Annotated in this window: 28 protein-coding genes; 17 read left to right on the top strand and 11 right to left on the bottom strand. The window is 65.8% G+C overall.

Annotation, left to right across the window (positions count from 1 at the left end; all coding sequences use genetic code 11):
- The first annotated feature begins 19 nt into the window (after positions 1-19).
- The 6 genes from ACFYO2_RS21305 to ACFYO2_RS21330 all read left to right on the top strand — a co-directional run bounded on the left by ACFYO2_RS21305 (position 20) and on the right by ACFYO2_RS21330 (position 3866).
- Positions 20-238, top strand: coding sequence for a hypothetical protein (locus tag ACFYO2_RS21305; protein WP_388351125.1), 219 nt, complete (start codon positions 20-22; stop codon positions 236-238).
- Positions 239-247: 9 nt separating this feature from the next.
- Entirely contained in the window at positions 248-760 is a 513-nt protein-coding gene (locus tag ACFYO2_RS21310) for a hypothetical protein (RefSeq protein ID WP_388351128.1), read from the top strand.
- Positions 761-1086: 326 nt separating this feature from the next.
- A complete protein-coding gene (locus ACFYO2_RS21315; protein WP_388351131.1) occupies positions 1087-1455 on the top strand; it encodes a DUF4333 domain-containing protein in 369 nt (122 codons plus the stop codon).
- Between the two features lie 250 nt (positions 1456-1705).
- Positions 1706-2008, top strand: coding sequence for a hypothetical protein (locus tag ACFYO2_RS21320; RefSeq protein ID WP_388351133.1), 303 nt, complete (start codon positions 1706-1708; stop codon positions 2006-2008).
- 20 nt (positions 2009-2028) lie between these two features.
- Positions 2029-3315, top strand: coding sequence for a putative T7SS-secreted protein (locus tag ACFYO2_RS21325; RefSeq protein WP_388351136.1), 1287 nt, complete (start codon positions 2029-2031; stop codon positions 3313-3315).
- Between the two features lie 35 nt (positions 3316-3350).
- Complete coding sequence (locus ACFYO2_RS21330) at positions 3351-3866, top strand: hypothetical protein (protein WP_388351139.1); 516 nt, start codon at positions 3351-3353, stop codon at positions 3864-3866.
- Between the two features lie 83 nt (positions 3867-3949).
- Here ACFYO2_RS21330 and ACFYO2_RS21335 read toward each other — a convergent pair whose 3' ends face one another.
- The 3 genes from ACFYO2_RS21335 to ACFYO2_RS21345 all read right to left on the bottom strand — a co-directional run bounded on the left by ACFYO2_RS21335 (position 3950) and on the right by ACFYO2_RS21345 (position 6036).
- On the bottom strand, positions 3950-4675 hold the full coding sequence (locus ACFYO2_RS21335; RefSeq protein ID WP_388351141.1) for a hypothetical protein: 726 nt from the start codon (positions 4673-4675) through the stop codon (positions 3950-3952).
- A gap of 154 nt (positions 4676-4829) precedes the next feature.
- The gene (locus ACFYO2_RS21340) at positions 4830-5441 is read right to left on the bottom strand and encodes a hypothetical protein (protein WP_388351144.1); all 612 of its coding nucleotides are present in this window, start codon (positions 5439-5441) and stop codon (positions 4830-4832) included.
- A gap of 58 nt (positions 5442-5499) precedes the next feature.
- Positions 5500-6036, bottom strand: coding sequence for a hypothetical protein (locus ACFYO2_RS21345; protein WP_388351147.1), 537 nt, complete (start codon positions 6034-6036; stop codon positions 5500-5502).
- Positions 6037-6220: 184 nt separating this feature from the next.
- On the opposite strand from ACFYO2_RS21345, the gene ACFYO2_RS21350 reads away from it, so the two are divergent.
- Genes ACFYO2_RS21350 through ACFYO2_RS21365 form a run of 4 tightly spaced genes read left to right on the top strand, consistent with a single transcriptional unit; the run spans position 6221 to position 8251 of the window.
- On the top strand, positions 6221-6547 hold the full coding sequence (locus ACFYO2_RS21350; RefSeq protein ID WP_388351150.1) for a WXG100 family type VII secretion target: 327 nt from the start codon (positions 6221-6223) through the stop codon (positions 6545-6547).
- A gap of 20 nt (positions 6548-6567) precedes the next feature.
- Positions 6568-7719, top strand: a complete 1152-nt coding sequence (locus ACFYO2_RS21355; protein ID WP_388351153.1) for a PE-PGRS family protein — start codon at positions 6568-6570, stop codon at positions 7717-7719.
- The gene (locus ACFYO2_RS21360) at positions 7716-7853 is read left to right on the top strand and encodes a hypothetical protein (protein ID WP_388351156.1); all 138 of its coding nucleotides are present in this window, start codon (positions 7716-7718) and stop codon (positions 7851-7853) included. The genes ACFYO2_RS21355 and ACFYO2_RS21360 overlap by 4 nt, the downstream gene beginning before the upstream one ends.
- Complete coding sequence (locus ACFYO2_RS21365) at positions 7850-8251, top strand: hypothetical protein (RefSeq protein ID WP_388351159.1); 402 nt, start codon at positions 7850-7852, stop codon at positions 8249-8251. The genes ACFYO2_RS21360 and ACFYO2_RS21365 overlap by 4 nt, the downstream gene beginning before the upstream one ends.
- A gap of 122 nt (positions 8252-8373) precedes the next feature.
- Here the strand turns inward: ACFYO2_RS21365 and ACFYO2_RS21370 are convergent, their stop codons facing one another.
- A complete protein-coding gene (locus ACFYO2_RS21370) occupies positions 8374-8814 on the bottom strand; it encodes a hypothetical protein (RefSeq protein WP_388351162.1) in 441 nt (146 codons plus the stop codon).
- A 221-nt stretch (positions 8815-9035) separates the two neighbouring features.
- Here ACFYO2_RS21370 and ACFYO2_RS21375 point away from each other — a divergent pair, with 221 nt between their 5' ends.
- From ACFYO2_RS21375 to ACFYO2_RS21400, 6 genes are all read left to right on the top strand, one after another.
- Positions 9036-10688, top strand: a complete 1653-nt coding sequence (locus ACFYO2_RS21375) for an alpha/beta hydrolase (RefSeq protein ID WP_388351165.1) — start codon at positions 9036-9038, stop codon at positions 10686-10688.
- A 58-nt stretch (positions 10689-10746) separates the two neighbouring features.
- Entirely contained in the window at positions 10747-11217 is a 471-nt protein-coding gene (locus ACFYO2_RS21380; protein WP_388351167.1) for a hypothetical protein, read from the top strand.
- A 28-nt stretch (positions 11218-11245) separates the two neighbouring features.
- Complete coding sequence (locus ACFYO2_RS21385) at positions 11246-11764, top strand: hypothetical protein (RefSeq protein ID WP_388351170.1); 519 nt, start codon at positions 11246-11248, stop codon at positions 11762-11764.
- 238 nt (positions 11765-12002) lie between these two features.
- The gene (locus ACFYO2_RS21390; protein WP_388351173.1) at positions 12003-12416 is read left to right on the top strand and encodes a hypothetical protein; all 414 of its coding nucleotides are present in this window, start codon (positions 12003-12005) and stop codon (positions 12414-12416) included.
- A 60-nt stretch (positions 12417-12476) separates the two neighbouring features.
- On the top strand, positions 12477-13610 hold the full coding sequence (locus ACFYO2_RS21395; RefSeq protein WP_388351175.1) for a hypothetical protein: 1134 nt from the start codon (positions 12477-12479) through the stop codon (positions 13608-13610).
- Positions 13611-13632: 22 nt separating this feature from the next.
- Positions 13633-13917, top strand: coding sequence for a hypothetical protein (locus ACFYO2_RS21400; protein WP_388351178.1), 285 nt, complete (start codon positions 13633-13635; stop codon positions 13915-13917).
- A 37-nt stretch (positions 13918-13954) separates the two neighbouring features.
- Here the strand turns inward: ACFYO2_RS21400 and ACFYO2_RS21405 are convergent, their stop codons facing one another.
- The 4 genes from ACFYO2_RS21405 to ACFYO2_RS21420 form a co-directional block, all read right to left on the bottom strand.
- Positions 13955-14260, bottom strand: coding sequence for a hypothetical protein (locus tag ACFYO2_RS21405; RefSeq protein ID WP_388351181.1), 306 nt, complete (start codon positions 14258-14260; stop codon positions 13955-13957).
- A gap of 131 nt (positions 14261-14391) precedes the next feature.
- On the bottom strand, positions 14392-15186 hold the full coding sequence (locus tag ACFYO2_RS21410) for a hypothetical protein (protein ID WP_388351184.1): 795 nt from the start codon (positions 15184-15186) through the stop codon (positions 14392-14394).
- A 134-nt stretch (positions 15187-15320) separates the two neighbouring features.
- Positions 15321-17522 carry an SUKH-4 family immunity protein gene (locus ACFYO2_RS21415; RefSeq protein WP_388351187.1) on the bottom strand — a complete coding sequence of 734 codons (2202 nt, stop codon included), beginning with the start codon at positions 17520-17522 and terminating at the stop codon, positions 15321-15323.
- A 405-nt stretch (positions 17523-17927) separates the two neighbouring features.
- A complete protein-coding gene (locus ACFYO2_RS21420; RefSeq protein WP_388351190.1) occupies positions 17928-18464 on the bottom strand; it encodes a hypothetical protein in 537 nt (178 codons plus the stop codon).
- 982 nt (positions 18465-19446) lie between these two features.
- Here ACFYO2_RS21420 and ACFYO2_RS21425 point away from each other — a divergent pair.
- Positions 19447-19935: a hypothetical protein gene (locus ACFYO2_RS21425; RefSeq protein WP_388351193.1), complete on the top strand. Its 489-nt coding sequence runs from the start codon at positions 19447-19449 to the stop codon at positions 19933-19935.
- A 526-nt stretch (positions 19936-20461) separates the two neighbouring features.
- Here the strand turns inward: ACFYO2_RS21425 and ACFYO2_RS21430 are convergent.
- Genes ACFYO2_RS21430 through ACFYO2_RS21440 form a run of 3 tightly spaced genes read right to left on the bottom strand, consistent with a single transcriptional unit; the run spans position 20462 to position 21956 of the window.
- Complete coding sequence (locus ACFYO2_RS21430; protein WP_388351196.1) at positions 20462-20791, bottom strand: hypothetical protein; 330 nt, start codon at positions 20789-20791, stop codon at positions 20462-20464.
- Complete coding sequence (locus tag ACFYO2_RS21435) at positions 20788-21066, bottom strand: hypothetical protein (protein WP_388351199.1); 279 nt, start codon at positions 21064-21066, stop codon at positions 20788-20790. The genes ACFYO2_RS21430 and ACFYO2_RS21435 overlap by 4 nt, the downstream gene beginning before the upstream one ends.
- 38 nt (positions 21067-21104) lie before the next feature.
- Positions 21105-21956, bottom strand: a complete 852-nt coding sequence (locus ACFYO2_RS21440) for an immunity 49 family protein (protein WP_388351202.1) — start codon at positions 21954-21956, stop codon at positions 21105-21107.
- Positions 21957-22056 lie beyond the last annotated feature (100 nt).

Raw genomic sequence — 22056 nt, forward strand, 5'->3', positions numbered from 1 at the left:
ACACTGGGCGCGGATCTGAATGCAGCCTGTGGACTGGGACACGGCCGCGCAGAACCGCAAGCCGGAGGCCCACGACCGCGCCACCCGGGCCCAGGCCGCCGGCCTCACGCGAAGGGTCCCCGCCGTGCTGGGCGACTTCCAGGACCCCGTACGCACAGGCCGCCCGGACATCTGCGCGACGTCGTACGCCGTCCCGCAGGAGTGGCGTTTCTGGTACCGACAACCCGACCCTTCATAGGCGGACTTCATGGGACTCTTCGACAAGTTGACTGGAACCAAGCATCCCGACGGCGGTGTCGTGCCACGCTCAGCCGAGGACGTGCGCACAGCCCTGCTCGGCGTCAACCGGCCCGATGCTCCGTACGTCATCCGTGACGGTGCCGCCGAGGACTCCGACCTGGTGGCGGAGTGGCGGATCGCGGAGCCCGTTTGGCAGGCCGTCTTCGTTGATTCGCAGCTGACTCGCGCCGTCCGCATCCGGATGCGCCTGGTCCCAGAGGACCGTGAGGTGCGCGTCCTTGAGGAAGGGTGGGAGGTCACCCGGGTCGGGAATCCGCCGCAGCTCAAGATCTCAAAGGCGTACTCGCGTGGGCCTGACAGGACCGTCTCCCGTCGCTACACGGTCAAACGCGGGGACAGCGGTGACCTTGAAGCGACGGAGACTTTCCGCTTCGACAGCTCGGAGCTGCGCAACCCTCTGCAGAACGCCGTCCTCAAGTCGGGCTGGACCTGGCGCAGCGTGGTCTTCGGCAAGCTGTGAGGCGGCCGGGCCACACCCGCCTGCCTGCGTGAGTCTCATTCGCCGAGGGTGGAGAATCCGGAGCTTCGAGGCATGGGGTTGCTTCTATTGAATCGGTCAAAGCACGCAGCCTTGTTCGGCATGCCCCATCCGTTCTCCTGTAATTGAAGATTGTTTGCGGGTGGGGCGAGGATTTCATGGAAGAGCGTCACCTGCTCAGTTCGGGCGAAAGCGCAGCTGCCCCGGCCGAGTCCAGGGAGCCCCTCCGGCAACGTGCCGGGGCAGTTATGCCCAGTATGCTTTCGGAATCTTCTTTCCTTGATCACCCAGAAAGGGTCTCCTCCCACATGGCCAAAATCTATTTTTCCGCAACGACGTGGAGCCTCTCGGTCGTAGCTGTGGGCGTGTTGCTCACCGGCTGCTCTGCCTCGGTCCACGTTGGAAAAACCGAGCCGAAGGTATCTGCGCCGAAGGTGTCCGCGGACAAGCTGGCCACCACGGTTGCCGAGAGGCTCGCCGCCTCAACGGGGCAGCCGAAGCCGGACACCACCTGCCCCGAGGACCTCGTCGGGAAGGTCGGTACCACCACCCGTTGCACGCTCACGGGGGACGACGGCAGCACCTTGGGTGTGACGGTCACCGTTACCTCTGTTGACGGAGAGCAGGTCAACTTCGACATCGAGGCCGACGAAACGGCCTCTCCGGCTGCGAGCTGATAACTGGTCGTTTGGTCCAGGCCCTTGGGTGGCGGCGTGCCGCGATGCCATGTCGGCAGCACGTCATCCTGGCGCACAGCACCGCGAGTTGAGGGCCGGCTGCGGTTATGCCGAGCGACTTCGGCGAATTCATGCACAGGAGTCGTGAAGGCGGAGGACGGCGCGACTCCAAGTGTGATCTTGGTGATAGCGTACGTCGGATGTGGTCAACGCGTCTGCGTGCAGGCGGAGTTAAAGGGGGGACCTTGCGGTGACTGATCTCGAAGTAGATCCCGGGATCCTCAAGCAGGGCGCTTCGGGCATCCTGGAATGCCTTACGCCGGTCGAAAAGGTGGACCTGGAGCCGTCGGCCGAGCAGGTTTCCTCGATTGGGGTCGAGTCGGCAGGCGCGGCGTTGGTGACATTCTGCGCGACGTGGCAGTCCGGTGCCGAGTTCCTCGCCAGTTGCGCTGCGACCCTGGCGGAGGGGCTGAACTCGGCGAGCAAAAACTACGCTGCGACGGATGAGGCCATCCGTGACGCGGTGAATTCGGTCAAGTCGGACTTGGGTTAGGAAACGGGGAGCCCGTATTCATGGCAGCCGCACTCGGGGAGACGACTGACCCGAAGGAGCTTGTCGAGGGGGATGTGGGGAAGCTCGGCGAGCTCGCTGCCACGTTCACCGGCTGGTCGAACAAGTTCAACGGAATCGGCGACGGGTTGCGTGATGTGCGCATCCCGGGTTGGACCGGTCAGGCGAGTGACGCCTTCTGGCCGACTCTGGCCAGGGAGAAGACGAACTGGTACCTCGCCGCCGACGCGATGTCGGGGGCAGCAGCGGCGGTCGTCTCCTATTCCTCCATGCTCAGCTGGGGGCAGCAGCAGGCCGCGACGGCGATAGGCCTTTGGGCGGTCGGGCAGCACGACGACGCAGAAGAGGTACTGACGACGGCGCGTCAGCAGCTCAAGCAGGAGGCCGACGCATTGGCCAAGAAGCTGAGCGACCTTGCGGGGGGCGCCTCCGACAGTCCCCGCTGGCTCACGGAGGCCAGGGACTGGGTGGATACCAAGCAGTGGATGGACGAGCACTCGGCCGGCAAGACCAGTCAGAACCTTTGGGGCCGGGAAGGCGAGAAGTGGCGGGGCGGGGAGCGCCAGACCAAGGAGTGGGGCAGGGACGAGAACGGCAACTGGTATGTCCGGGACAAGCCTCAGCAGGCTGAGGGCGGGAACCCGGCCGATCCGGCAGCCGGCAAGAAGGTCAACGTCAACGTCAATCTTGCCGAGTGGAAGGGCAGCGCCGATGTCTGGTCGGCGAACACTCCCACCGGAGAGGGCACGTGGCATGGCGCCAAGCTGAAGGGCACGGCGGGGATCTCGCTGCTCGGAGTGGAGGGATCCGCCTCCGGCGGCTACGCGGACGGGCGCGCGCAGGCCGGTGTCTCGGGCAGCGCCTACCTGGCGCGGGCTTCCGCGAGCGGCAGTGCGGAATACGGCCTCGCCGCGGTCCAGGCCGAGGCGAAAGGACTCGTGGGCGCCGAAGCTTCTACGACCACTTCCGTCGGCAAGGATGGACTGCATACCGGGTTGGATGCGTTCGCCGGAGGCAAGGTCACAGGAGCACTCTCCGGCGACGTGGGCGGCATCGGCGCCGGTGTCACCGGTGAGGCCTGGGCGGGGGCGGGGATCTCCGCCGGTGCCGACGTGGGCCTGAAGGACGGCAAGATCACCATCGGCGGGGAGTACGGAATCGGTCTGGGCCTCGGTGCCAAGGCCTCGATGGATATCACCATCGATCCCGCCAAGGTGGTCGACTCGGCCGGCGACGCGGCTGACGCAGTGGGTGACGCCTGGGACAACACGGTCGGCAGCTGGCTCTAGCCCGTGCTGACGCTCATCAAGGAAGTGAAGTCACGATGACCACCACGTTGCCGGTCAAGATCTCGTTTTCGCTGCCGGACGGCTGGCAGCCGGCGCCGCCGGACGAGGTGGGGGCACCCGGCGCGGCTTTCGTCGCGCTCCACCTCGCTTCCATGGACGGGTTCACGGCGAACATCACCATCGCGGGACGTGTGCGCAACGACAGTGCCTCTCTGTGGCAGATCGCCGAGGAGTCGGTACGGAGGCTCCAGCAGGCAGCCTCTGTTGAGGTCGTCAAGAAGACCGAAGCGGGCACTCCGGACGCCCCGGGGCTGACGGACGCCCCTGGCGTGGTCCAGAACCTTCGACTCTCCGGCACTCTGCGGGGGGAACCCATCGAACTGCTCCAGAGCCAGGTCTACTTGGGCATGGAGGACGTCAAGGACCCGGGGAAGCGCGCCGTCATCGAGCTCGTCCTCACCGCGAAGCCCGGCCAATTGCGGGAAGTTATCGAGGACTTCAAGCAGTTCGTCAGGACCGTGCGCCTGGCCGACGATGAAACTTCGGTCTAGGCGAAACCTCATTCCAGACCAACAGGACGCCCTTGCGCGCCCGGTGCATCTGCTACCCCGGCGGCAAGGGGCGTCGTGTCGGCTCAGGCGGCGGTCCAGGCTCGTTCTGGGATCAGGTCGAGCACATCGCACAGATAGTTCAGGTTGTCGTCGACAGCCTGCCGCGACAGGGTGCCTGTGTACCAAGTGCCGAGCCCGTTCTCGTGGAACAGAAGCCGGGACTTCTTGGCTCGAGGGTCCGTGAGGAGGAAAGGGATGACGTTGCCACTCAAGGCCGTCCGGGGGAAGGCCTCATCCTTGGTGAAGATCAGGAACTCCTCGTCGAATTCCGGGACACCGACCGGTATCGTCAGCTTCTTGTTCAACAGCGCGTCCAGCCTGGTTCTGCGACGGATCTCCATATGCGCCCCTGAGCCGGGCGTGGTGATGATGAAGACTGCCTGAACGACGAGAGGCCTGGGCTCGTCGACGTCGTCTGTGTCGCCGTTCACCCTCGACTTCTTGTAGCGGTAGTCGAAGTACATGAAGGAGCGGCCGCGGAACCGTCCGGTCGTGTAGTTCCATGCGGGCTGATCGGCACCCTTGTAGATGATCGGGCCCGCACCGGCAAACTGGTCAATCCGCCCTTCTGTGAAGGGTTCGTACGTCCAGCCGCGTTCCGCAGCGAATTGGGGAAGTTGTTCCAGTTCGCGCTTTATCCGCTTTCGATTCCTGCGATCGCGCATGGGCAAGGAGATCACCAGGGCGGCAAGGCCCGCGAGGAAGCCGAAAAACGCCACCTTGAACAGAATCCATAGCAGTTGGTCCATGGTCCAGGATTATCGTGGATGTTCGACTGCAAACGGAAATGCTGTCATTCGTGAACGAAGGAGAAGCTCCCCACGGCTGGTGGCCGACTGGGCGAACCGTTGCCGTGGGGAGCTTCGTCAGATCAGCTGGTCCGTGAGGTGTTCCGAGGTCTCGTCACGCGAGGAACAGCACGAACATGCTGATCAGGAAGCCGAGCAGGCCCACCGCGAACATGACGATCAGCGCATTCTCGAAACCTGGGCCGCCCGACCGGGACGCTCGGTTCATGTCTGCCGCGCCGCCGAAGGAGAAGCCGGTCCTCGCGCAGAACAGGCCCAGGGCCAGGGGGATCAGCGCACCGAACCACCACACGAAGCCGGTGGCGATGGCCCCGACCCAGCCATGGTCCTCCTTGTAGCTGGTGTCACCCGTCTTGATGGTCTCGATGACGTAGCCGCGCGTGTGCAGGGCGTCGCTCTTCAGCTCGGCGTTGAGGTCCTTGGTCTTGCCGTCGTTGGCGGTGAAGGTGCCGTAGCAGTATCTGGTCTTGGTCTTCTTGCGTGAGCCGCTCGACGTGCTGGAGCGGTACTTGTAGTCGACGGTGCAGGTCTCGACGGTGAGCTTGCCCGGGGTGGCCGTGGCGTAGGTGTAGGGGCCGAGGAAGGCGCCGAGGGCCAGGAGGACCAGGCCTACGAGGATCAGACCCGCGCCGATGAGGCGGCCGAGGTTCGTCCGCTCTCCCGGTGAGGCGTCGTTCGGTGCGGCGTTCCCTTGTACTTGGGTCATTGAGGGTTCCTCAGAACTCGGAAGTCAGAACTCAGAAGTCAGAAGACGGATACGGGAGTTACAGGACCAGCGCGCAGATGAGTGCTGCCAGGGCGCCCACGACGAAAAGGCCGCCCAGAACGGGGCCGGTGACAGTACGGGCCGGCAGGTTCTGCCAAGAAGCTGCGAAACCGGGGCCGTTGCGGGTGCCGAAGCCGGTGAGGAGGCAGTAGGCGCCGAATGCCGCCAAGGAGAGGCAGAACGCGAGAATCCCGGCGTCTTTTCCGGGGTCCCGGTCCTGCGGCGTCTCGAAGGTGTCGTCCACTTGCACGACGGGGATTTTCGCTCCCGTTTCGAAACGCGATGTCGTGGCCACTACTACGTCCTTGTAGGTGGTCCCACTGTCTTGCGCGGCCCAGCTTCCGGTGCAGCTGAACTTGAGCTCCGTGGAACGCTTGCGCGTGCCGTAGTGGGTCTTCGTGTGCGTCTCGCATGAAGATACGGTGAGGGTTCCGTCGGTGCCCTCGCCGGCGAGTTCGCTGCGCAGTTCCGGAATGGTCACCACGGCGACGACCGCGGCCACGAGGAGCAGACCCAGTCCGACCAGCCTTCCCACCCACAGGCGTCCTGTACTGCTGTAACTAGGCTGTGTTGTCACCACTGTTGGCCGTCCCCCTGAGTGATTTGACGATCTCTTGACTGGCGGGCTCGCCGGGTCGTGCGCGAGGAGTCTAAGCTATCGACCTGTCGTGCAAATCGTGCAATATGAACGGCAGCCAAAGGGAGTTCGGGGGAGAACAATGGCGTACGACATCTTTGACGTGGAGACGGCTGTACTCCGGCAGCAGGGGCAGAGCTTCGCCGATCTCGGGGGTGATTTCTCGAACGCCTCCAAGCGCCTTCAGAGCACCCTTGAAGGATTGGGTGAGCCCTGGGCGGACGCGGACTTCGGGGAGATCTTCGGTCAGGTCTACACACCGATTCGCGACGGAATCTTCACGTCGATGGACAGTCTCGCGGAACGGCTTCAGCAGATCGGGCACAACCTGCAGGACATGGCAGGTAACTACGACGATTCGGACGCGTCGAACAGCGGTCTGATGAATGGGCTCACCGGTCAACTTTAATCAAATACGGGGCTATTGGCATGTCGCTCACACTGCCTAGTGAACTTGTCTGGGTGCTCGACCTCCTCGGCTACACCTGGCCCGAGGTAGACGAAGAAGCACTGCACGAAGTCGCCGAGACCTGGCGGAGTTTCGGCGCGGAACTCGAACAGATCCAGGCGCAGGGCGAAGGACTCGCCCGCACCGTCGTCTCGTTCAACAGCGGCTCGGCCGTCGACGGCTTCAGCAAGGCCTGGGGCGCCTACACCGGCGCGAACGGCGAGGACAGTTACATCCCGGACGCGAAGACGGCGTGCGAAGTGATCGCCTTCGCCTTCGACGCCGCCGCGATCGCGGTCCTTACGGCAAAGCTGTCCGTGATCGCCCAACTCGTCGCCCTGGCCGTGGAGATCATCGCCGCGCAGGCGGCGGCCCCCTTCACCTTCGGACTGTCCGAGGTCGGCGCGCTCGGCGCGACACAGGCCACGCGGCTGATCGTCCGGGAGCTGCTGGACCGGCTCAAGAAGGAGGTCGTGGAGGCGGTCACCAAGGGCATGGAGCACGCCACCATGGACGCCCTCAAGAAGATCGCCAAGGAGCAGCTCGAGAAGGTCACCAAGGAGAAGGTCAAGCAGTACGCCAAGGAGAAGATCAAGGACGAGGCCAAGCAGTTCGTCCAGGAGAAGGTGGTCGACGCCGCCAAGGAGAAGGCCACCGAGGCCGCCGTGGGCATGGCCCAGAACATCGGCCAGCAGAGCATCGAGACCTACTTCGACGCGCGCTCCGGCATCGACCTCGGCGAGACGGCCGATGTCGCCAAGACGGCGGCCGGCGAGTACGTGGACGGCCTCAAGAACGAGGTCACCGGGGGCGAGGGATCAACCCTCGCCGGATACACGGACGTGCAGGGGCACGTGGACAACGCCGTGGGCGCCGCGACGGACAAGGTCACCGGGGCGGCCGGGGACCGCGTGCAGCAAGGTGTCGACGCGGTGTCCGGACAAGGCTCCCATGCCGCGGAGACGTCCGACGGGACTGCGGATACCACCGCCTCGACGACGGGCTCCGGCGGCTCCTCGGGCACCGCGTCGGCCTCCAACAGGGCCACGGCAACCGCCTCCGCCTCCGCGAGCTCCGGCTCCTCGGGCACCACGGGTGGCGCGCAGGAGTGGGCTCGAAGCGAGTTCGGATGACATCGCCGACGCCCCTCATCGACCTCGCTGACCTAACTGGCTTCGCCTACTTCACTCGCTTCGCCGATCTCACTGGCTTCGCCGACCTCACCACCACCCTCACCGCAGACAGGAAGGACGTACCGCACCCATGACCGCGGACCGGGAGATCCAGGACGAGGAACTCATGGGGATCGCCCAGGACCCCGAGCAAGCCCTGCGGCTGCACCGCTCCCTGCGCACCATCGCCAACGCGGCCTCGCTCGATCCGGCCCTGCGCGACATGGCGCGCTCGGTGCTGAGCGGGCACGTCGACGTCAAGGACGCCTTCCAGGACCCGCGTTACACCGAGGCCGTCTTCCAGCGGATGCACGAGATCCGCCGGGCGGCCGACGATCAGACGTACGCGGAACGCCAGCAGTCCAAGGCCCAGTTCACGGAATGGGACGCGAAGCAGCAGGCGGAGCTGGACCGCGAGCGTGCCGAGCGGGACGCGCCGACGCACGGCTCCGGGCATGGCTCAGGCCGAGGAGAGCGGCCGACTCAGCGCTGAGGCTCGTCGCTGAGGGTCAGTGCTAAGGCTCATCGCTGGGGCTCGGGGCCTCCCCGGCTGCGACCCGCGTAATGCCCGTCCTGCCCGGCCTGCCCTTCAACTTCAGTGCAGGGCCAGGCAGTTCACCGAAGTGTGGCAGCCCGCTCCCGCACCAGCGTCAGCCCCGAGCAGTCCTGCCCACCGGCGGGATCCGGTTCGTACACCCAGTAGAGGGCCGCGACCTGCGCCAGCAGCAGTAGGGGTACGACGCACACGGTTGCCATGGCCACGCGCCCCTGCCACACCGCCCCCGGCCGCTGCCCCCGTCGGCGCGCCCCGCGGCGCAGGGCCAGCAGGAGCAGCAGGGCCGTGAGGGCGCACGCCGGGGCGGCCCAGACGGTGACGTACATCCGCGTGGACGGGCCCAGGTAACGGCAGTTCTGGAAGGTGTCGCCGTCGAAGGAGAAGTGGGCCGCCAACAGCCCTCCCGAGGCGAGGACCAAGGCCGCCGCCAGCAGGGACCAGCGGCGCCAGGAGGGTGCGGGGACGGTGGTGGCCGTCGCGGGATACATGTGTGTGTTCATCAGTACCAGGACAACGCAGCCAGGCCCCAACTCCCACCCCCCCGCAGTCCATCCACGGAAAACGGGGCTTGCCCCTGGCAGGGACGCGTCAGTTACTCTGTGTGCCTCGAACTCATGAGTGAGCAGGAGCAACGGGGGTTGTCTTATGTCCACTTGCGTGGACTCGTCACGCCTTGAAGGGCACGAAGTGCGCTCGGGCCGGTCGAGCAGGAGCCGCCGATATGGCTTCTGACTTCTCCCGGCTGATGAAGCAGGACTTCTCCGATCTGGAAGCCGCGGCCAAGGCCTGGCGTGAAATGTCGACGACCATGGACTCCCTGACGGGTCGTCACCGTCGGCAGGTGACCGGACCGCTGCACGCATCCTGGAAGGGCGACGACGCCGACGCGGCCCTCTTCTACCTGGAGGACGTCGAGTCGCGGATCGGCGTGGTCGAGACGGAGACCATGGCCATGGCCGAGGTCATGGACACCACGAAGTTCTGGATGGAGGCGGCCCAGACGGACCTCCGCAACGCGGTGCGGCGTGCGGAGGAGGACGGCCTGGAGGTGGACGGCGACGGCGAGATCAGCGATCCGGTGCTCGCGGACCTTCCCCGCAGCAACCAGGTGGTCGCCGAGGAGCGCGGCACCCTGCGCGCGGAGCACCGCGCGGCCATCGACGCGGCCCTGGCCGACGCGCACAAGGCCAGCAATGACGGCGCGAAGGCCCTGGCGGAGCTGAACGGCGACATCCTCACCGACCCGTTCAACAGTGACGCGGCGGCGGAATCCGCCCAGGACGTCAAGAATGCGATGAAGGCTGTGGGCGTCCGGTCCCCGCAGATCCCCGAGGACGACCCGAAGGCCGCTGCCGAGTGGTGGAAGGCCCTCAGTCCCGAGGAGCGCCAGGCCTACACCACGCTCTATCCCAAGGAGATCGGCGCGACCGACGGTCTGCCGACGGACGTACGCGACGACGCCAATCGCACGGCCCTCGCCCAGGAGCTCAATCTGCTCCAGGAGGGCGACTACGACGAAGGGTTCCCGGGCGAGAGCGACGAGACGGTCAACAGGCGTCTGAACAATGCCGAGTTGCTCAATGACCGGCTCGAAGCCCAGGACGGCGCGCCCAAGGGCAAGGAGCTGTACCTCCTCGGATACGACTCCAAGGACGACGGGCGGGCCATCATTGCGATGGGCAACCCGGACACGGCCGCTCACACCGGAATACTGGTGCCGGGCACCAATACGGACATGACTGGCGTGCCCGGCCAGCTCGAGCGTATCGACAAGCTGCAGAACGCCGCCGACAAACAGGCCGACGGCGAGAGCGTGGCGATGGTCACCTGGCTCGGCTACGACGCTCCCGAGGCTTCCACGACCGATTTCAACAGCGTCGGCGGGACCGGGCGGGCCGAGGACGCCGCTCCGGACCTGCGTCAGTTCGTGGCGGGCACCCATGCCTCGCACGACGGGTCGCCGAGCCACACCACCGTCCTCGGGCACAGCTACGGCTCCACGGTGGTCGGCGCCGCCGCGTCGGGCGGCAGCGGTCTGGGCGCGGACGACGTTGTGGCGGTCGGCAGTCCGGGCATGACGGTGGACCATGCCTCCGATCTGCAGATGGATCCGGAGCACGTGTGGATCGGAACCGCAGACGACGACAGCGTCGCCAACAACACCGCCGGCTACACCCTCGGTCGTAACCCTGCGATCGAAATGTTCGGTGGCAACAACATCGAGGTCGACACGCATGGACACAGCGGCTACTGGGACCAGGGCAGTGAATCGCTTGCCAACCAAGGGGCGGTCATCGCGGGGAAGGAGCCCTCGGAGGCCCCCAAGCGAGACTTCGACATGCCGCCGCAGGCTGACGCTCCGCCCGGCACGTAACGGCCTGATCCCCGCGGTACTCGCAGTATCAGTCGCCCTACTCCTGACCGGAGGATGCATGTCTCAACGCGATGATCCGAACGCCCCACTGCCCCGGATGGCGAAGGACGCCGCCTTGCAGTGGGCCAAGGACTACACCGCCCACATGGCCGAGCTCACCGACGTCGAACTGCTCCCCGACACGGCCAAGGTGAACTTCGAAGCGTGCATCGGGGAGAACGACGAGGTGGCTGAGGACGGTCGGTACAGCCTCTTCTACTACATCTACTCCCCGGCCCCCGCCACGGAGCACACCCGCATCGTGCGCAAGCTCCGCAGCGAACTCCCCGAGCAGGGCTACGAGGTGACCTCGTACCGGGAGTTCAAGAGCGCCTACGCGTCGTCGGTGTTCCGGGCCCGCAACAAGAAGAATGAGTACAGCGTCGAGGCTGAGACGGTCGGTTCCGGCAAGACGAAGCCCCAGCGCTTCTCCTTCGCCGTACGCACCCCCTGCATGCTCCCGCCCGGCGCCAAGCAGCAGCAGTTCTGAGAGCCTGAACCCCTGAGAGGACCAGGACGTGTCCCAGCGCACCGACGTAGACCCGGCTGAGCTTCGCGCCTCCGCCGCGGCCTGCGACGACATCGCCCGCACGATGAAGGGCCCCGCCGACAAGGCCGTAAAGGAAGCCGGCACCGCGGGCGGCTCGCTCACCGGCTGGTCGATGGGACCCGCCCTGACGGAGATCGCCACCAGCTGGAAGCCCGCGCTCGACGGTCTGCACGCCCGCATCCAGGCCGGCGGGGACAACCTCAGGTCGTCCGCGGACGGCCATGAGTGGAACGACGAGCGGGTCTCCCAGGACTTCGAGAAGACCGGTGTGGATACGGCGACGCAGGCCACCCCCGGTGGGATGCCCGCGGTGCTGCGCCCGAGCGGGGGCGAGCGCCACCCCGTCGGGCATCCGGACTTCGACCCCGGCGGCCAGTCGGCCGGCGATGGCGCACCGGACCCGCGCACGTCGTACGGCACCAACATGCCGACGTACGACGAGAGTGTCAGCACCCGTCCCACGCCGGGCACGAACGACTTCGGGTGATCCAGTAGGAATACGGAGAATCGGGCCGTACGGCGGCCCCTCGCCCCGAGGCGAGCGATCAAGTTCGCAAAGCGAACGGCTTCTGGAAGGACAACGACCGGCAGCCACCGTGGAGTTGGTGCAACCTACGAGGTTTCTGCGACGGCCGTGTGGTGCGGTGTGTTGAAGTGTTCGCAGATGCGTTGGTAGGTTCTCGCCGGTCGCGACCCGCCGACTCTCCCTCCCGATGAGGTACCCCTTGGACAGCGCACCCGACAGTTCCGGCCAGCGCGTGGACGACTCCGAGTTCCTGGAGATGACCCAGCAGGACCCCGCCCAGGCCAAGATCCTGCGGCAGTCCCTGGAGCATCTCGCCTCGGGGCTGGGCGGCGATGCGCTCAAGGAGATGGCCCAGGAGGTCCTCTCCGGGCGCATGGGGCTGCGGGAGGCGGCCAATGTGTCGGCGTACGCCGAGCAGGCTGTGGAGCAGGCGGCTCCGCTCGCCGAGAAGTGGGCCTCCATGTCCGACAGCGCGCGTGAGGCGCTCGCGGCAGAGGGGGAGCAGCGGCTCGCGGAGGAGCGGCGGCAGTTCGACGACGAACGGCGTGCGGAGTCCGAGAAACGGTCGGGTGCGAAAGGGCGTCACGATGGGCGCGGCTGGTCCTTGTACTGAGCGACGGTACCTGGCTGCCGTACCACCGACGGGTCTGCTGACGCGGGTAATGGGGGAGACGTGAACTTTCGGGTAGAGCCCGGTGCGATCGACGGCTTCGCGAAGCTGGTGGGGCGTGCCGCGGACGGTGGCGCGCAGGCCGTCTCGTACGCGAGCGCTCATACGCAGATCGAGAAGTCCGCGGGCGGGGAGGCCTGGGATCTCGTCGCAGGTGACCACGACCAGTATGTGAGCGAGGCCAAGAAGGCTCTGGAGAAGGTCAAGAGCGTTCTGGAGTCGTCCCAGAAGGAACTCGCGGGGACGGCCAAGTACTACAGGGAGACGGACCGGGACACGGCGGCGAAACTCGACGCCACCTATCCGGGCTCCAAGGTGTCGGGCGGTGATTCCGGGGGCGACTCGCAGGACTTCTCCGACGCCGGTGACGCGATGGACGCGCTGAAGCCGCCGGCGGGGGACAGCAGCAATCCCCTCGTCAAGTACGGGTCGGGCCATGTGGACGAGTACAAGATGAGTCCGGTGCAGAAGACGCTCGGCAGTGTCCTCGACCTGGGCAGCCCCTCCGCGATGGCGGTGGAGGCGTCCAAGCTGCTCTTCGACTTCGACCCCTTCGGCGTCGTGACGAACTGGGTGTTCGGGGACTGGAACTCGTACAACGACTGCTCCGACGCCTGGGGCAGCCTCGCGTCGTTCTGCGACGCGGTGGCCGCCAATGTGCGCAAGGGCAACCAGAACGTCTCGCTCAGCTGGGACGGCAACGCCGCGAACGCCGCCACCGTGTACTTCGACGAGTTCACCAAGAAGCTCGACGAGATCAAGGAGACCTTCAAGTCTCTGCAGCAGTGCTACGCGCAGGCGGCGCAGATGGCGTTCCAGTTCGCCGAGTTCCTCAAGTCGTTCCTGGTGATGTTCTGCGACCTGCTCGTCATCTGGCTGGTCAACCTGCTCGCGGCGCAGGCCGTCAACGCGATCCCCATCGGCGGGCAGGCCGCGTCGGTGGCCATGTTCGCGCTGGCCGCGGCAGAGGCCATCCGGCTCATGGAGATGTGGGCCGAGGCGTCCAGGGCGTTCGACACGTTCGCGTCGGCGCTGAGCGCGCTAGGCCTGGTGATGTCCACGGCGGTCAACGGGTTCTCCGCGGCGGACGGGTTTCCTCAGGTGGGTACGGGTGGTTACGACCATGCCGCGGTATGAGCGGTAGAAGGCGGTTCGGCTCATGAGTTTCTTCAGCGGGGTCAGCGGCCTCGACCTCTTCCTCTCGCGTGCCCGCGTCATGACCGTCGGGTCGGTGCCGGCCTGCTTGGCCCTCATGGTCTTCTTCATCAAGGAAGAGGGCTGGCACTACAGCTTTCTCCTGTGCTGCGTCCTGCCGCTGATCGCCGCCTACCTGGGAGTGCGGGGCGCGCGGGAGATCCGCGCGGGGCTGGCGGCGACGGGGCTGGCCCTCGCGGCTGCGACATTGCCGTTGACGTTCGTGCTGGCGTCTCTTGAGGGGGCGTAGCGCGATCGGATTGTGGCGGGGGCCGGCTCCCCCGCGATCAGGCCGCGCTGCGGAGTGCCAGCAGCGCCGCCATGCTCCCCAGAGCACACGCCAGGGCGAGCGCCAAAAGCTTGCCGCTGCGGCTGCGGTGGACGCGTACGGCCGCCCATACTCCGACGGCGCCGACGACTGCCAGAGCTCCGCTCGCCACGCGCATGGCGACACCGACGCCCGGGATGGTCGCCGCCGCGGCACTGCCCAGCGCCACCATCGCGCTGAGGGTGCCGACGAGCATGGCCGCGTTCCACCAGATGCGAGATGCCAGTCGCTCCCGGCTGTTGTCACCCATGTCATTCATCAGCACGCGCAGCAGACTACGCGATCAACGAGATGAACTCCGGTCAGTCGCCGGGCTGTCGACCGGCGGGCTGTCGACAGCCGAGCGGCCCGTCGACCGGGCCTCCGGCAGCGGCCCGGACCGGCACCTGACGAAGATCACGCCTGGCTGCGCTTCTTTCCTACGGCGTAGGCGAGAGCCCATCCGGCGAGTGCGGCCACCAAGAGGCCCAGCAGGGAGATCAATCTGGTGTCGTACTGGGTGCCCCACCAGGTTTTGGCGGGAAGGAAGGGGACCTCCTCCATCATGTCTCCGATGGCAGGCGTTCCTTGGCTGTCGCCGATGATGAGCGGGATGGAGTTGGTGTAGCCGAAGAACGCGCCGAGCGGGGCGATGACGGCGGCGCAGAACCAGGCGCCGGGGCTACGCCGGCCCACCAGGCCGACCAGAACGCCGACGGCCACTCCGTTGAGGAGGGCGTGGGCCACGTAGAGGATGTGGGCCGCGGTTTCCGACTGGTCCTTGTACGTGACCATGTTGAGAACGCTGTAGAGCAGCGAGACGACGACCGAGGCGAAGAACCCGAGGAAGACCGCACCGACGGGCTGCCCGCCCCCGCCCTGCGTGTTCAGCTGCTGTCCGAACGGGGGCGCCTGGAACGGCGGTGCGGGCTGCATCGGGTACATCGGCTGCCCCGGCGCCTGCCCGGGTGCCTGCCCCGGGACAGGCGCCTGTCCGGGGTACATCGGGGTCTGGCCGGGAACCGGCGCCGACGCGGGCTGCTGCGGGGGCTGTCCAGGGGCGGGCGGCGGTCCGAAGCCCGGCTGTTGCTGCTGTTGCTGCTGCGGTGGGGCGGGCTGGGCGTACGGGTTGTAGGGGTTCTGCGCCTGCTGCTGAGGCGGCTGGGGTGGCTGTGCCGGCGGCGGCGGCGGTTGGAACGGCGGCTGGCTCATTGATTCCCCACGGAGTGAATGACAGAAGCAGCAAGTTATCAGTGAGATCAGGAGGGGGGCGTCGGGCCCGGAGCGGGCCGCGTGAAGGGCGCTGAGGGGAAGCTGCCACGGTTTTCGCATTGAGCCACAGTGAGTCAGAGGCGGTCCAGGTTTCCGTCGAGAGCTCCCTGCCAATTGAACGATGTTGTGGCTTCGGGATCGATCTCTCGCGCCCAGGCTTTTACGCTGCGGCGAGCGTCCCACTCTTCGTCGCTCCGGAAGGCAAAGTCGCTCAGGCGCAGCAGGCGGTACAGACCGATGAGGGTCATGAACAGGGACAGGCTGCTGCCAAGGAGTTCGGTTCCGGTGACGGAGGCGAGAAGGACGCGGCCGGTGCGGCCCTCCAGGAAGATGGGTTCCGTGAGCCAGTGTCCCAGGAGGTAAGAGCAGTTGGGGGAGTCCGGGCCTTCGATGGGTTCGAGACCGGTCTGGTCGATTGCGACCGTGGTCAGGAATGCTGGTGCAGTCCCGTCGAGGGCGGGGAAGCCCGTTTCGGAGAGGAGCGCGCGGGCCCGTGGCTCGGACAGGTCAGGGGGGAGGTCGGCTACGCGAATGCGGCGCAGTGCATGGTCGCCGAAGGCCGTTGTGAACCATGTGTTGAGTGCCTTGCCTTGCTCGGCGACGGGGGCGGGCATGGGCCACAGAGCCGTGGAACGGAACGACGGCACGAGGGACCGCTGCCAGAACCCAGGCCCTGCCGTCAGCGACTCAGGATGCAGGACATCGAAGGCGTAGAGACCTCTTGAGCCGTAGGCCACCCAGCGCCCCGCTTCTGCCGCTTCCGCTCCGCTGCGTGCAATCAGGAGCCCTGGCCATTCAGGACGGTCGGCGGTGGACGAGCTGACGTGTCGGCGGGTGTCGAGGGCGCTTCCGACTGTCCGTTCCACATCTCCGTCGTCGCTGATGAACTGATGGACCACCCTGGGTTCGATCAACTCCTCGCCGTCGGACAACCGCCAAACTCGTTCCCGAACTTGATCGTCGCCCCAATCGTCCAGGCTGTCGGCCAAGGCTCCATCGAGTTCCTGCCGGCTGAAGACGCCGCTGTGTCCGCTGGCCACGACTTGGATGCCTGCGTACGTGCCGACGTCCACACCGCGCGTGGGTCCGGGCAGGTCGGGTCGGGCGCCCAGCACGCCGTAAGGGCGCCACTTCGACCACGCGGTGCGCCAGGCCAGCGGAACTGGGCTGGCGCTCTCGAGCCGGTCGGCCCAGTCCCGGCGACCGCGGCTCACGGCTGCCCAGTGCAGCCAGGCCAGCCACTCGCTCTGTGAGTCTGGGGTGACACCGTCTCCGTCCAGGTAGTGGGCGTCTGCGGCGACGCCCCCGACCGGAGGGCCTTCAGGCCAAGCGAGCTTGATCGCTTGCTGTAGCGAGACGCGATCGGCAATGGCTGCCAGTACCGGCTGTTCGTCGATGAGTCGGGGCAGCGCGCCGGAGAGCGCGGCATGGACGGCGAGCGCGCGGCCGGCGTATGCGGCGATTTGCACGTCGGCTGTGCCTGCGGCCGTCCTCGACAGGTTGGAGAGAAGGGCGTTGGTGATGGCCAGTTGCTCTGCGTCGGTGAGGGGCTCGGCCTTGCGGAGCAGGCACTTGAGTGCGTCCGACGCCAGCCGCACGATCGAGGTGCCACTGCCGTCCACTTCCAGGTGGAGTGCGTTTGGCAGCTGCCGCACGATATGGCGCAGGGTGTCCTCGGTGTGCGGTCCGCCCAATGCTGTGTCCATGAACTCCCAGATCCGCAGCGGTACTTCACGAAGTTCAGTCGCGGCCAGGGCACGGAGGGCGGGGTGCTCGTCGAGAAGTGCCGTAGGAGTTGGGCCTCCGGTGTGTCCTTCCAGCAGGATCTCGTGGGGCCGTTGGGCCTGGGCTTGGTTGCTCGGCTCGTCGAACTCCAGGACAGGAAGCACATGGCCACGGCCCTGGCTGCTGAACTCCCCGGCCACGCGGTCGATGAGGTCTGGCTCAGTCGACGACTGGAGGGTGCCCGCCCACTGCACGTTGGCAAGAAACACGATCCCACCCCTGCGCAGACCTGCCAGGGCGTCCTTCAGCGGGTTGCCCAGGGCGCGATGCCTGACTTGCAGGCCGAAGTGGGAGAGGAGTCGCTCGAGCACCTGGTCCGCGGTCAAACCACGACAGTCCAGGTAGAACGAGCCGGGCAACTCCGCGTGCAGTTCGGCCAGGAGAGCCGTCTTGCCAACTCCCGGCGAGCCGCGCAATACGAGCTTCGGCGCGTGTTTCGGCGGGTCGGTCAGCCAGCCGACGATCTCCTGATCTGCTTCTTCGGCAATCACTGTGCATCACTCCGCTCAGACCCGACCGATCAGGGTACGTCAGCACTCGCGGCGAGCTTCATCCAGACTCTCGCGAATTCCCTGCGGAAGCGGTGCATATCGGCGTTCCGGGCGTCCACGGCCTGCTGCCGCATCCTCTCGATCTCGGCATTCCCCTGCCGATGTCGAGGTCGACTGAACTCGGACGTCGTGAGAGTTTTGACTGTTCTGCCACTCGCTTAACTCGGCCAGGCCTGTTCAGCTGTTGCTGGCGAAGGGTAGGGAATCGCGGAACCCATGGCTGACGCCGCTGGCTCTCAAACGCGTTGTAGCTGCTGTCATTTCGCGCGTACGACTGCCCGCAGTCGTGGGGTGGTGTGAAGGTTTTCGGTTTTGGGCTGCGCGGGCCGGTTCACGGTGTGGACATTAGAGGGGCAAAGCCCCCTTCAAGCGGGAGTTGGGTACGTCGGGGTGGGTGGTGGCGAGCCAGCCGTGGCCGTGGGTACCGGACGCGGGCATGGGGCCGGGTTCGACGGAGAGGCTGTCGGCTGCCGTGAGAGTGTAGGGAACGCCCTCGGCGTATTCGTCAGCCTCGTCCTCGTCCGCGTCTTCCCTGTACTCCACCTCGAAGGACAGTGGTTCTCCCCGGAACTGCGGCTGGTCGTGAGTGCCGAAGCTTCGCACCCTGTGGCCTTCGCGGGCGACGTACCAGCATTCGGCCGAATTGTAGGGGTCGATGACGTAGAAGTGAGCTTCACCGTATCGTTCGCTGAGTTTGTCGGCCAGTGCGAAGCCGTCGAGCTGGTCGATGAACGAATTTCCCAACAGCAAGCGCCAGTTCTGGATCTGTACATCCGAGCGCCAGGTCATGAACTCCGGTGTGATGAACAACCGGTAGGCGGTCGGTGTTCCCTGTGAATCCTGGAACTGGAGGGAGTCGGTGGCTTGAGTGGTGGCGGCCACACCCATGACCGTGGTGGCCGGCCAAAGGTCGTGCACGCCGAGAGCGGTTACGGTTCGTCTCGCGGCTGTTCAGACTCTGGATCTGCCGGTGCCTGTTCGGGCAGTCGCTCGTATCGATGCCGCCGCTTATGCCACACCGTGCTGGCAACGCGTCTTCGAGGGAGGGCTCCCCGCTGTCGACGTGCCAGACGCTGCTGTTGTCTTGACTGTCCGTGGCCATGGCCAAGAAGTCCGAATCAGTTTGAACGAGCTGCAGCCGGCGTACGGTTGGCCGCCTGATGACTCGTTCTGTGGTGGCGATGCCAGGACCGGTGCCATGTGCCCACAGGGTGTGCCATGGCCAGGCAGAGGAGTCGGCAGCGGCGAGGAGTTGATCGGCCAAGGCCTCACCTGAAGGGCCTCGGTTGAGGAGGGAGTGGTGCAGGAGAGCCAGCCATTCCGCATGTGTGGAGGACCAGACACCACGTTCGGCGAGATAGTGGAGGTTGGCGGCGAGGCTTGACGGGGGGACAGGGCGGTCGTGGTAGGCGGCTTCGAACGCCTCGAACAGGCTGTGATGACCGACCTTGGCCAGGGTGGGTGCGTCTTCGAGCAGGGATTCGAAGACTCCGGCCGCGGCTGCGTGGCCGGCTACCGCGTGATTTACGTACCAGTGGACCGCGGGCGTGGGTTCCGCGGACCGCAACGCGGAGAGCACCTGCAGATGGAAGCTCTCCGCCTCTTCGGGGGGCACCGTCGCACGCCACTCCTGCGCGGTGGACTCACGGCGGAAGGCGGCGTTCGGCCAGGCGAATTCGCTGCTTGTCCGTGCCAGTATGCCCGGCGCGTGCGACGAGGTCAGCTGCTCCAATTGCTCTACGGAGATGTCTTGTCCGAATGCCGAGCACAGAATTGACCACACAATCAGCGGGACTGTGCGGGATTCGGCCAGCGCGAGGGCGCGGAAGGCCGTGGTCTCGACTGGGTTCGTGGAAACGATTGTGTGGGCATCGTGCTCATCGGGGCCGCGCAGCGTCAGTTCACGGCCACGCAGAGATGCCACCATGTCTGCTGTGTGCTCTACCTCGATCAGGAGCCGCATTCGCAGGCTGCGCCTGTGGTTTTTGATGAGGGTCCGCACCACCTGATGTATGACTCGTTCGGGCTCGCGTGTGGTGTGGAGGCTGCCTGCCGATTGTGTATTAGCCAGGACCACCACCGGCCCTGTAGTGATTTTGGTTACTGCCTCCGCAAAGTTGCGACCATAGGTGTCGAATGCGGCCACGCCGAAGGAATCAGCCAGTTTACGCGCGATCTCTTCGGAGTGCATTCCTGCGCAATCCAGGAAAAGCGAATCAGGCTGCCGCCTGGCGATCTCCCGAAGGACACGGGTCTTGCCGACCCCCTCCTTGCCGCCGAACCACAACCAGGCGCTGCTGTCACGTGGCCTGTCGATCCACCGCATTGCACTGGCCAGGGCGAGATCGGGTGAGACTTCGGCCGGTCCCGGGATGGATGTACTCATACCTCAGGTCGTTTCTAGGAAGCCGATGTGGGAGTCGGAAGAGCATATGCTTTGAGGACGTCTGCAACCCTGTTCAGGTGATGCTGGAAATCTGCGTCCATTGCCTGGCGCGGAGTGTTCACTCCCTCTCGTTCCTTGGGGTCACTGAACGGGACGGCCTGCTCGCCCTTCCGGTATCCGGTTCCATAACTTACCGGCATGTGCTCCGGCATGTACTGGAGGATGTATCCCGAGCAGTCCGCGTGGCCTGGAGACTCGGAAGGGTGCCCGCACGGCTCGCGCTCTGTGTACATGTGCACCACGTCAAAGGGCTTCCTCCCCTCGGCTGCACGATCCTCGTTGAGGCGCTCTATCCAGCCGCCTATGTGCGGTTCTGAATGTGCCGGACGCGGTCCGGCATGGCTGAACGAGCTATCGGCCACATAGTGCGCTTCTCCAGTATGAGGGTCGTGCACCTCGATCACCGCGAAGTTCCGACCAGAGAAGTCGGGCTTCATGCCGCCGGTTGCGGCCACCACCTGGTCGGCGACGGTTTCACCGTACGTCTCATCGAGATAATGCCGCGTGCGTTGGGCCGGCGAGCTGCTCTTGTTGTCCGACCCATCCACGTTTGAGAAATCCGATTTTGTGCGAACTCCCGCAGCGCGAGACGAGTCATGGTTATCAACTCCGTCGTAGTTTGTCTGGCGGAGAACGTCGCGTTGGCGAAGAAGAGCTGCGCGTTGGGGAAGGTGTTGAGGAGTTCGGCGGTGTAACCGCCGGGGAGCAGGCTGGGGCGCAGGTCGGTGTGGACGGCGAGGACTTTGCCGACGGGTACGTTCATCCGCTGCAACGGACGGTGACGGTTTTGCAGGTCTGCTTCGGCACCACGATCTTGGCTCCGCCGGGCGGGGCGGGCTGGGGGCGGCCGGCGGCGTCGGTGCGGGGCGGGTAGACCGCGTATACGAGGTAGCCGATGTCGAATTCGTGGACCTGGAGTTCGGCGGGCATGCCGTCGGGGAGTTTGGGCTGGGCGTAGCGGGAGCGGACGATTTCGAGGGCCTGGTCCGGGGTGGTCGGTGGGCCTTGCGGTGCGGGGGCGGGGGTGTCCGGAGCCATGTGCTGCCCTCTCTGTTGCTCGGGATGTCTGGCGGGGACTACGTGGGGAATTCGTTGATCCACGCGCCGGTGATGAGGTGCTTGGGGAGGTATTCGGACTCGACGGTGATGGTGAAACCGGCCTGAACGGCAAGACAGGTGACGGCCAGCGGGCCCAGGGCGACAAGGCCTTGGGTTTCCAGTTCGCGGTCCTCGTTGCGGGTCCAGTAGTCCTTGTGCCACTCCACGGCCTTGGCCAGTTCGGCGTTGTACTTGTCCTGGTCGCCGCGTGCCAATTGGGTCAGGAGGTTCATCGGTGGATACATGATCTGGAGGACGCCGTCGCGCGGCGCGTGCCGCAGGACGGCGGGATCTGTGCCGTCCACCGCAGCCACCAGTTTGTCGCCGAATTCTGGGCGCTTGAGCCAGTAGGCCTGTAGTGCTTCCACCCAGTCGTAGATGTACTCGTCGAAGACTCCGTCGGCTTGCCGAATCCGTGAGACCGGAAAATGGCACAGCTCGGTCATGCGCTTCTTCTCCCGGCAGACGCAGGCGAGCCAGAAGGTGTTGAGCCAGTTTCCGGCATGGGCGCGGGGGAGGGCGTCGGCGCGGATGGTCCGCATCTTGTGATCGATGAGGTACTCGATGCTGTCGGTCGTGGCCTGGGCAGACGCGAAGAGGGCGGAGCCGACCTGCATGGCGGTGACGCAGGATTCCCAGGTCTCGAGCTTGTCGGCCTCCGGGTCCACGGCGCAACGCAGGCCGAAGGTTTGGATGGCGGAAGCCAGAGTGTTCGAGAACCACGAGGGTTCTCTCTGGAGGGCTTCAATGTTCCGCCAGAAACGTTTGGCATCGGATTCCAGGACCGACGCAACATTTCGCGTCGGAAATTCATGTCGTGGAATCTGCATCGCTGTCCTTCTCCGCTTGTGTTCTGATATCGAACTGTTTCATCTCGTAGCCCTGGTGCTGCTCCCCGGGAGAGTTTCCCTTGACGAGTATGTACTTGAC

The sequence above is a fragment of the Streptomyces sp. NPDC006602 genome (assembly GCF_042870385.1).
In the GTDB taxonomy this organism is placed as follows: Bacteria; Actinomycetota; Actinomycetes; order Streptomycetales; family Streptomycetaceae; genus Streptomyces.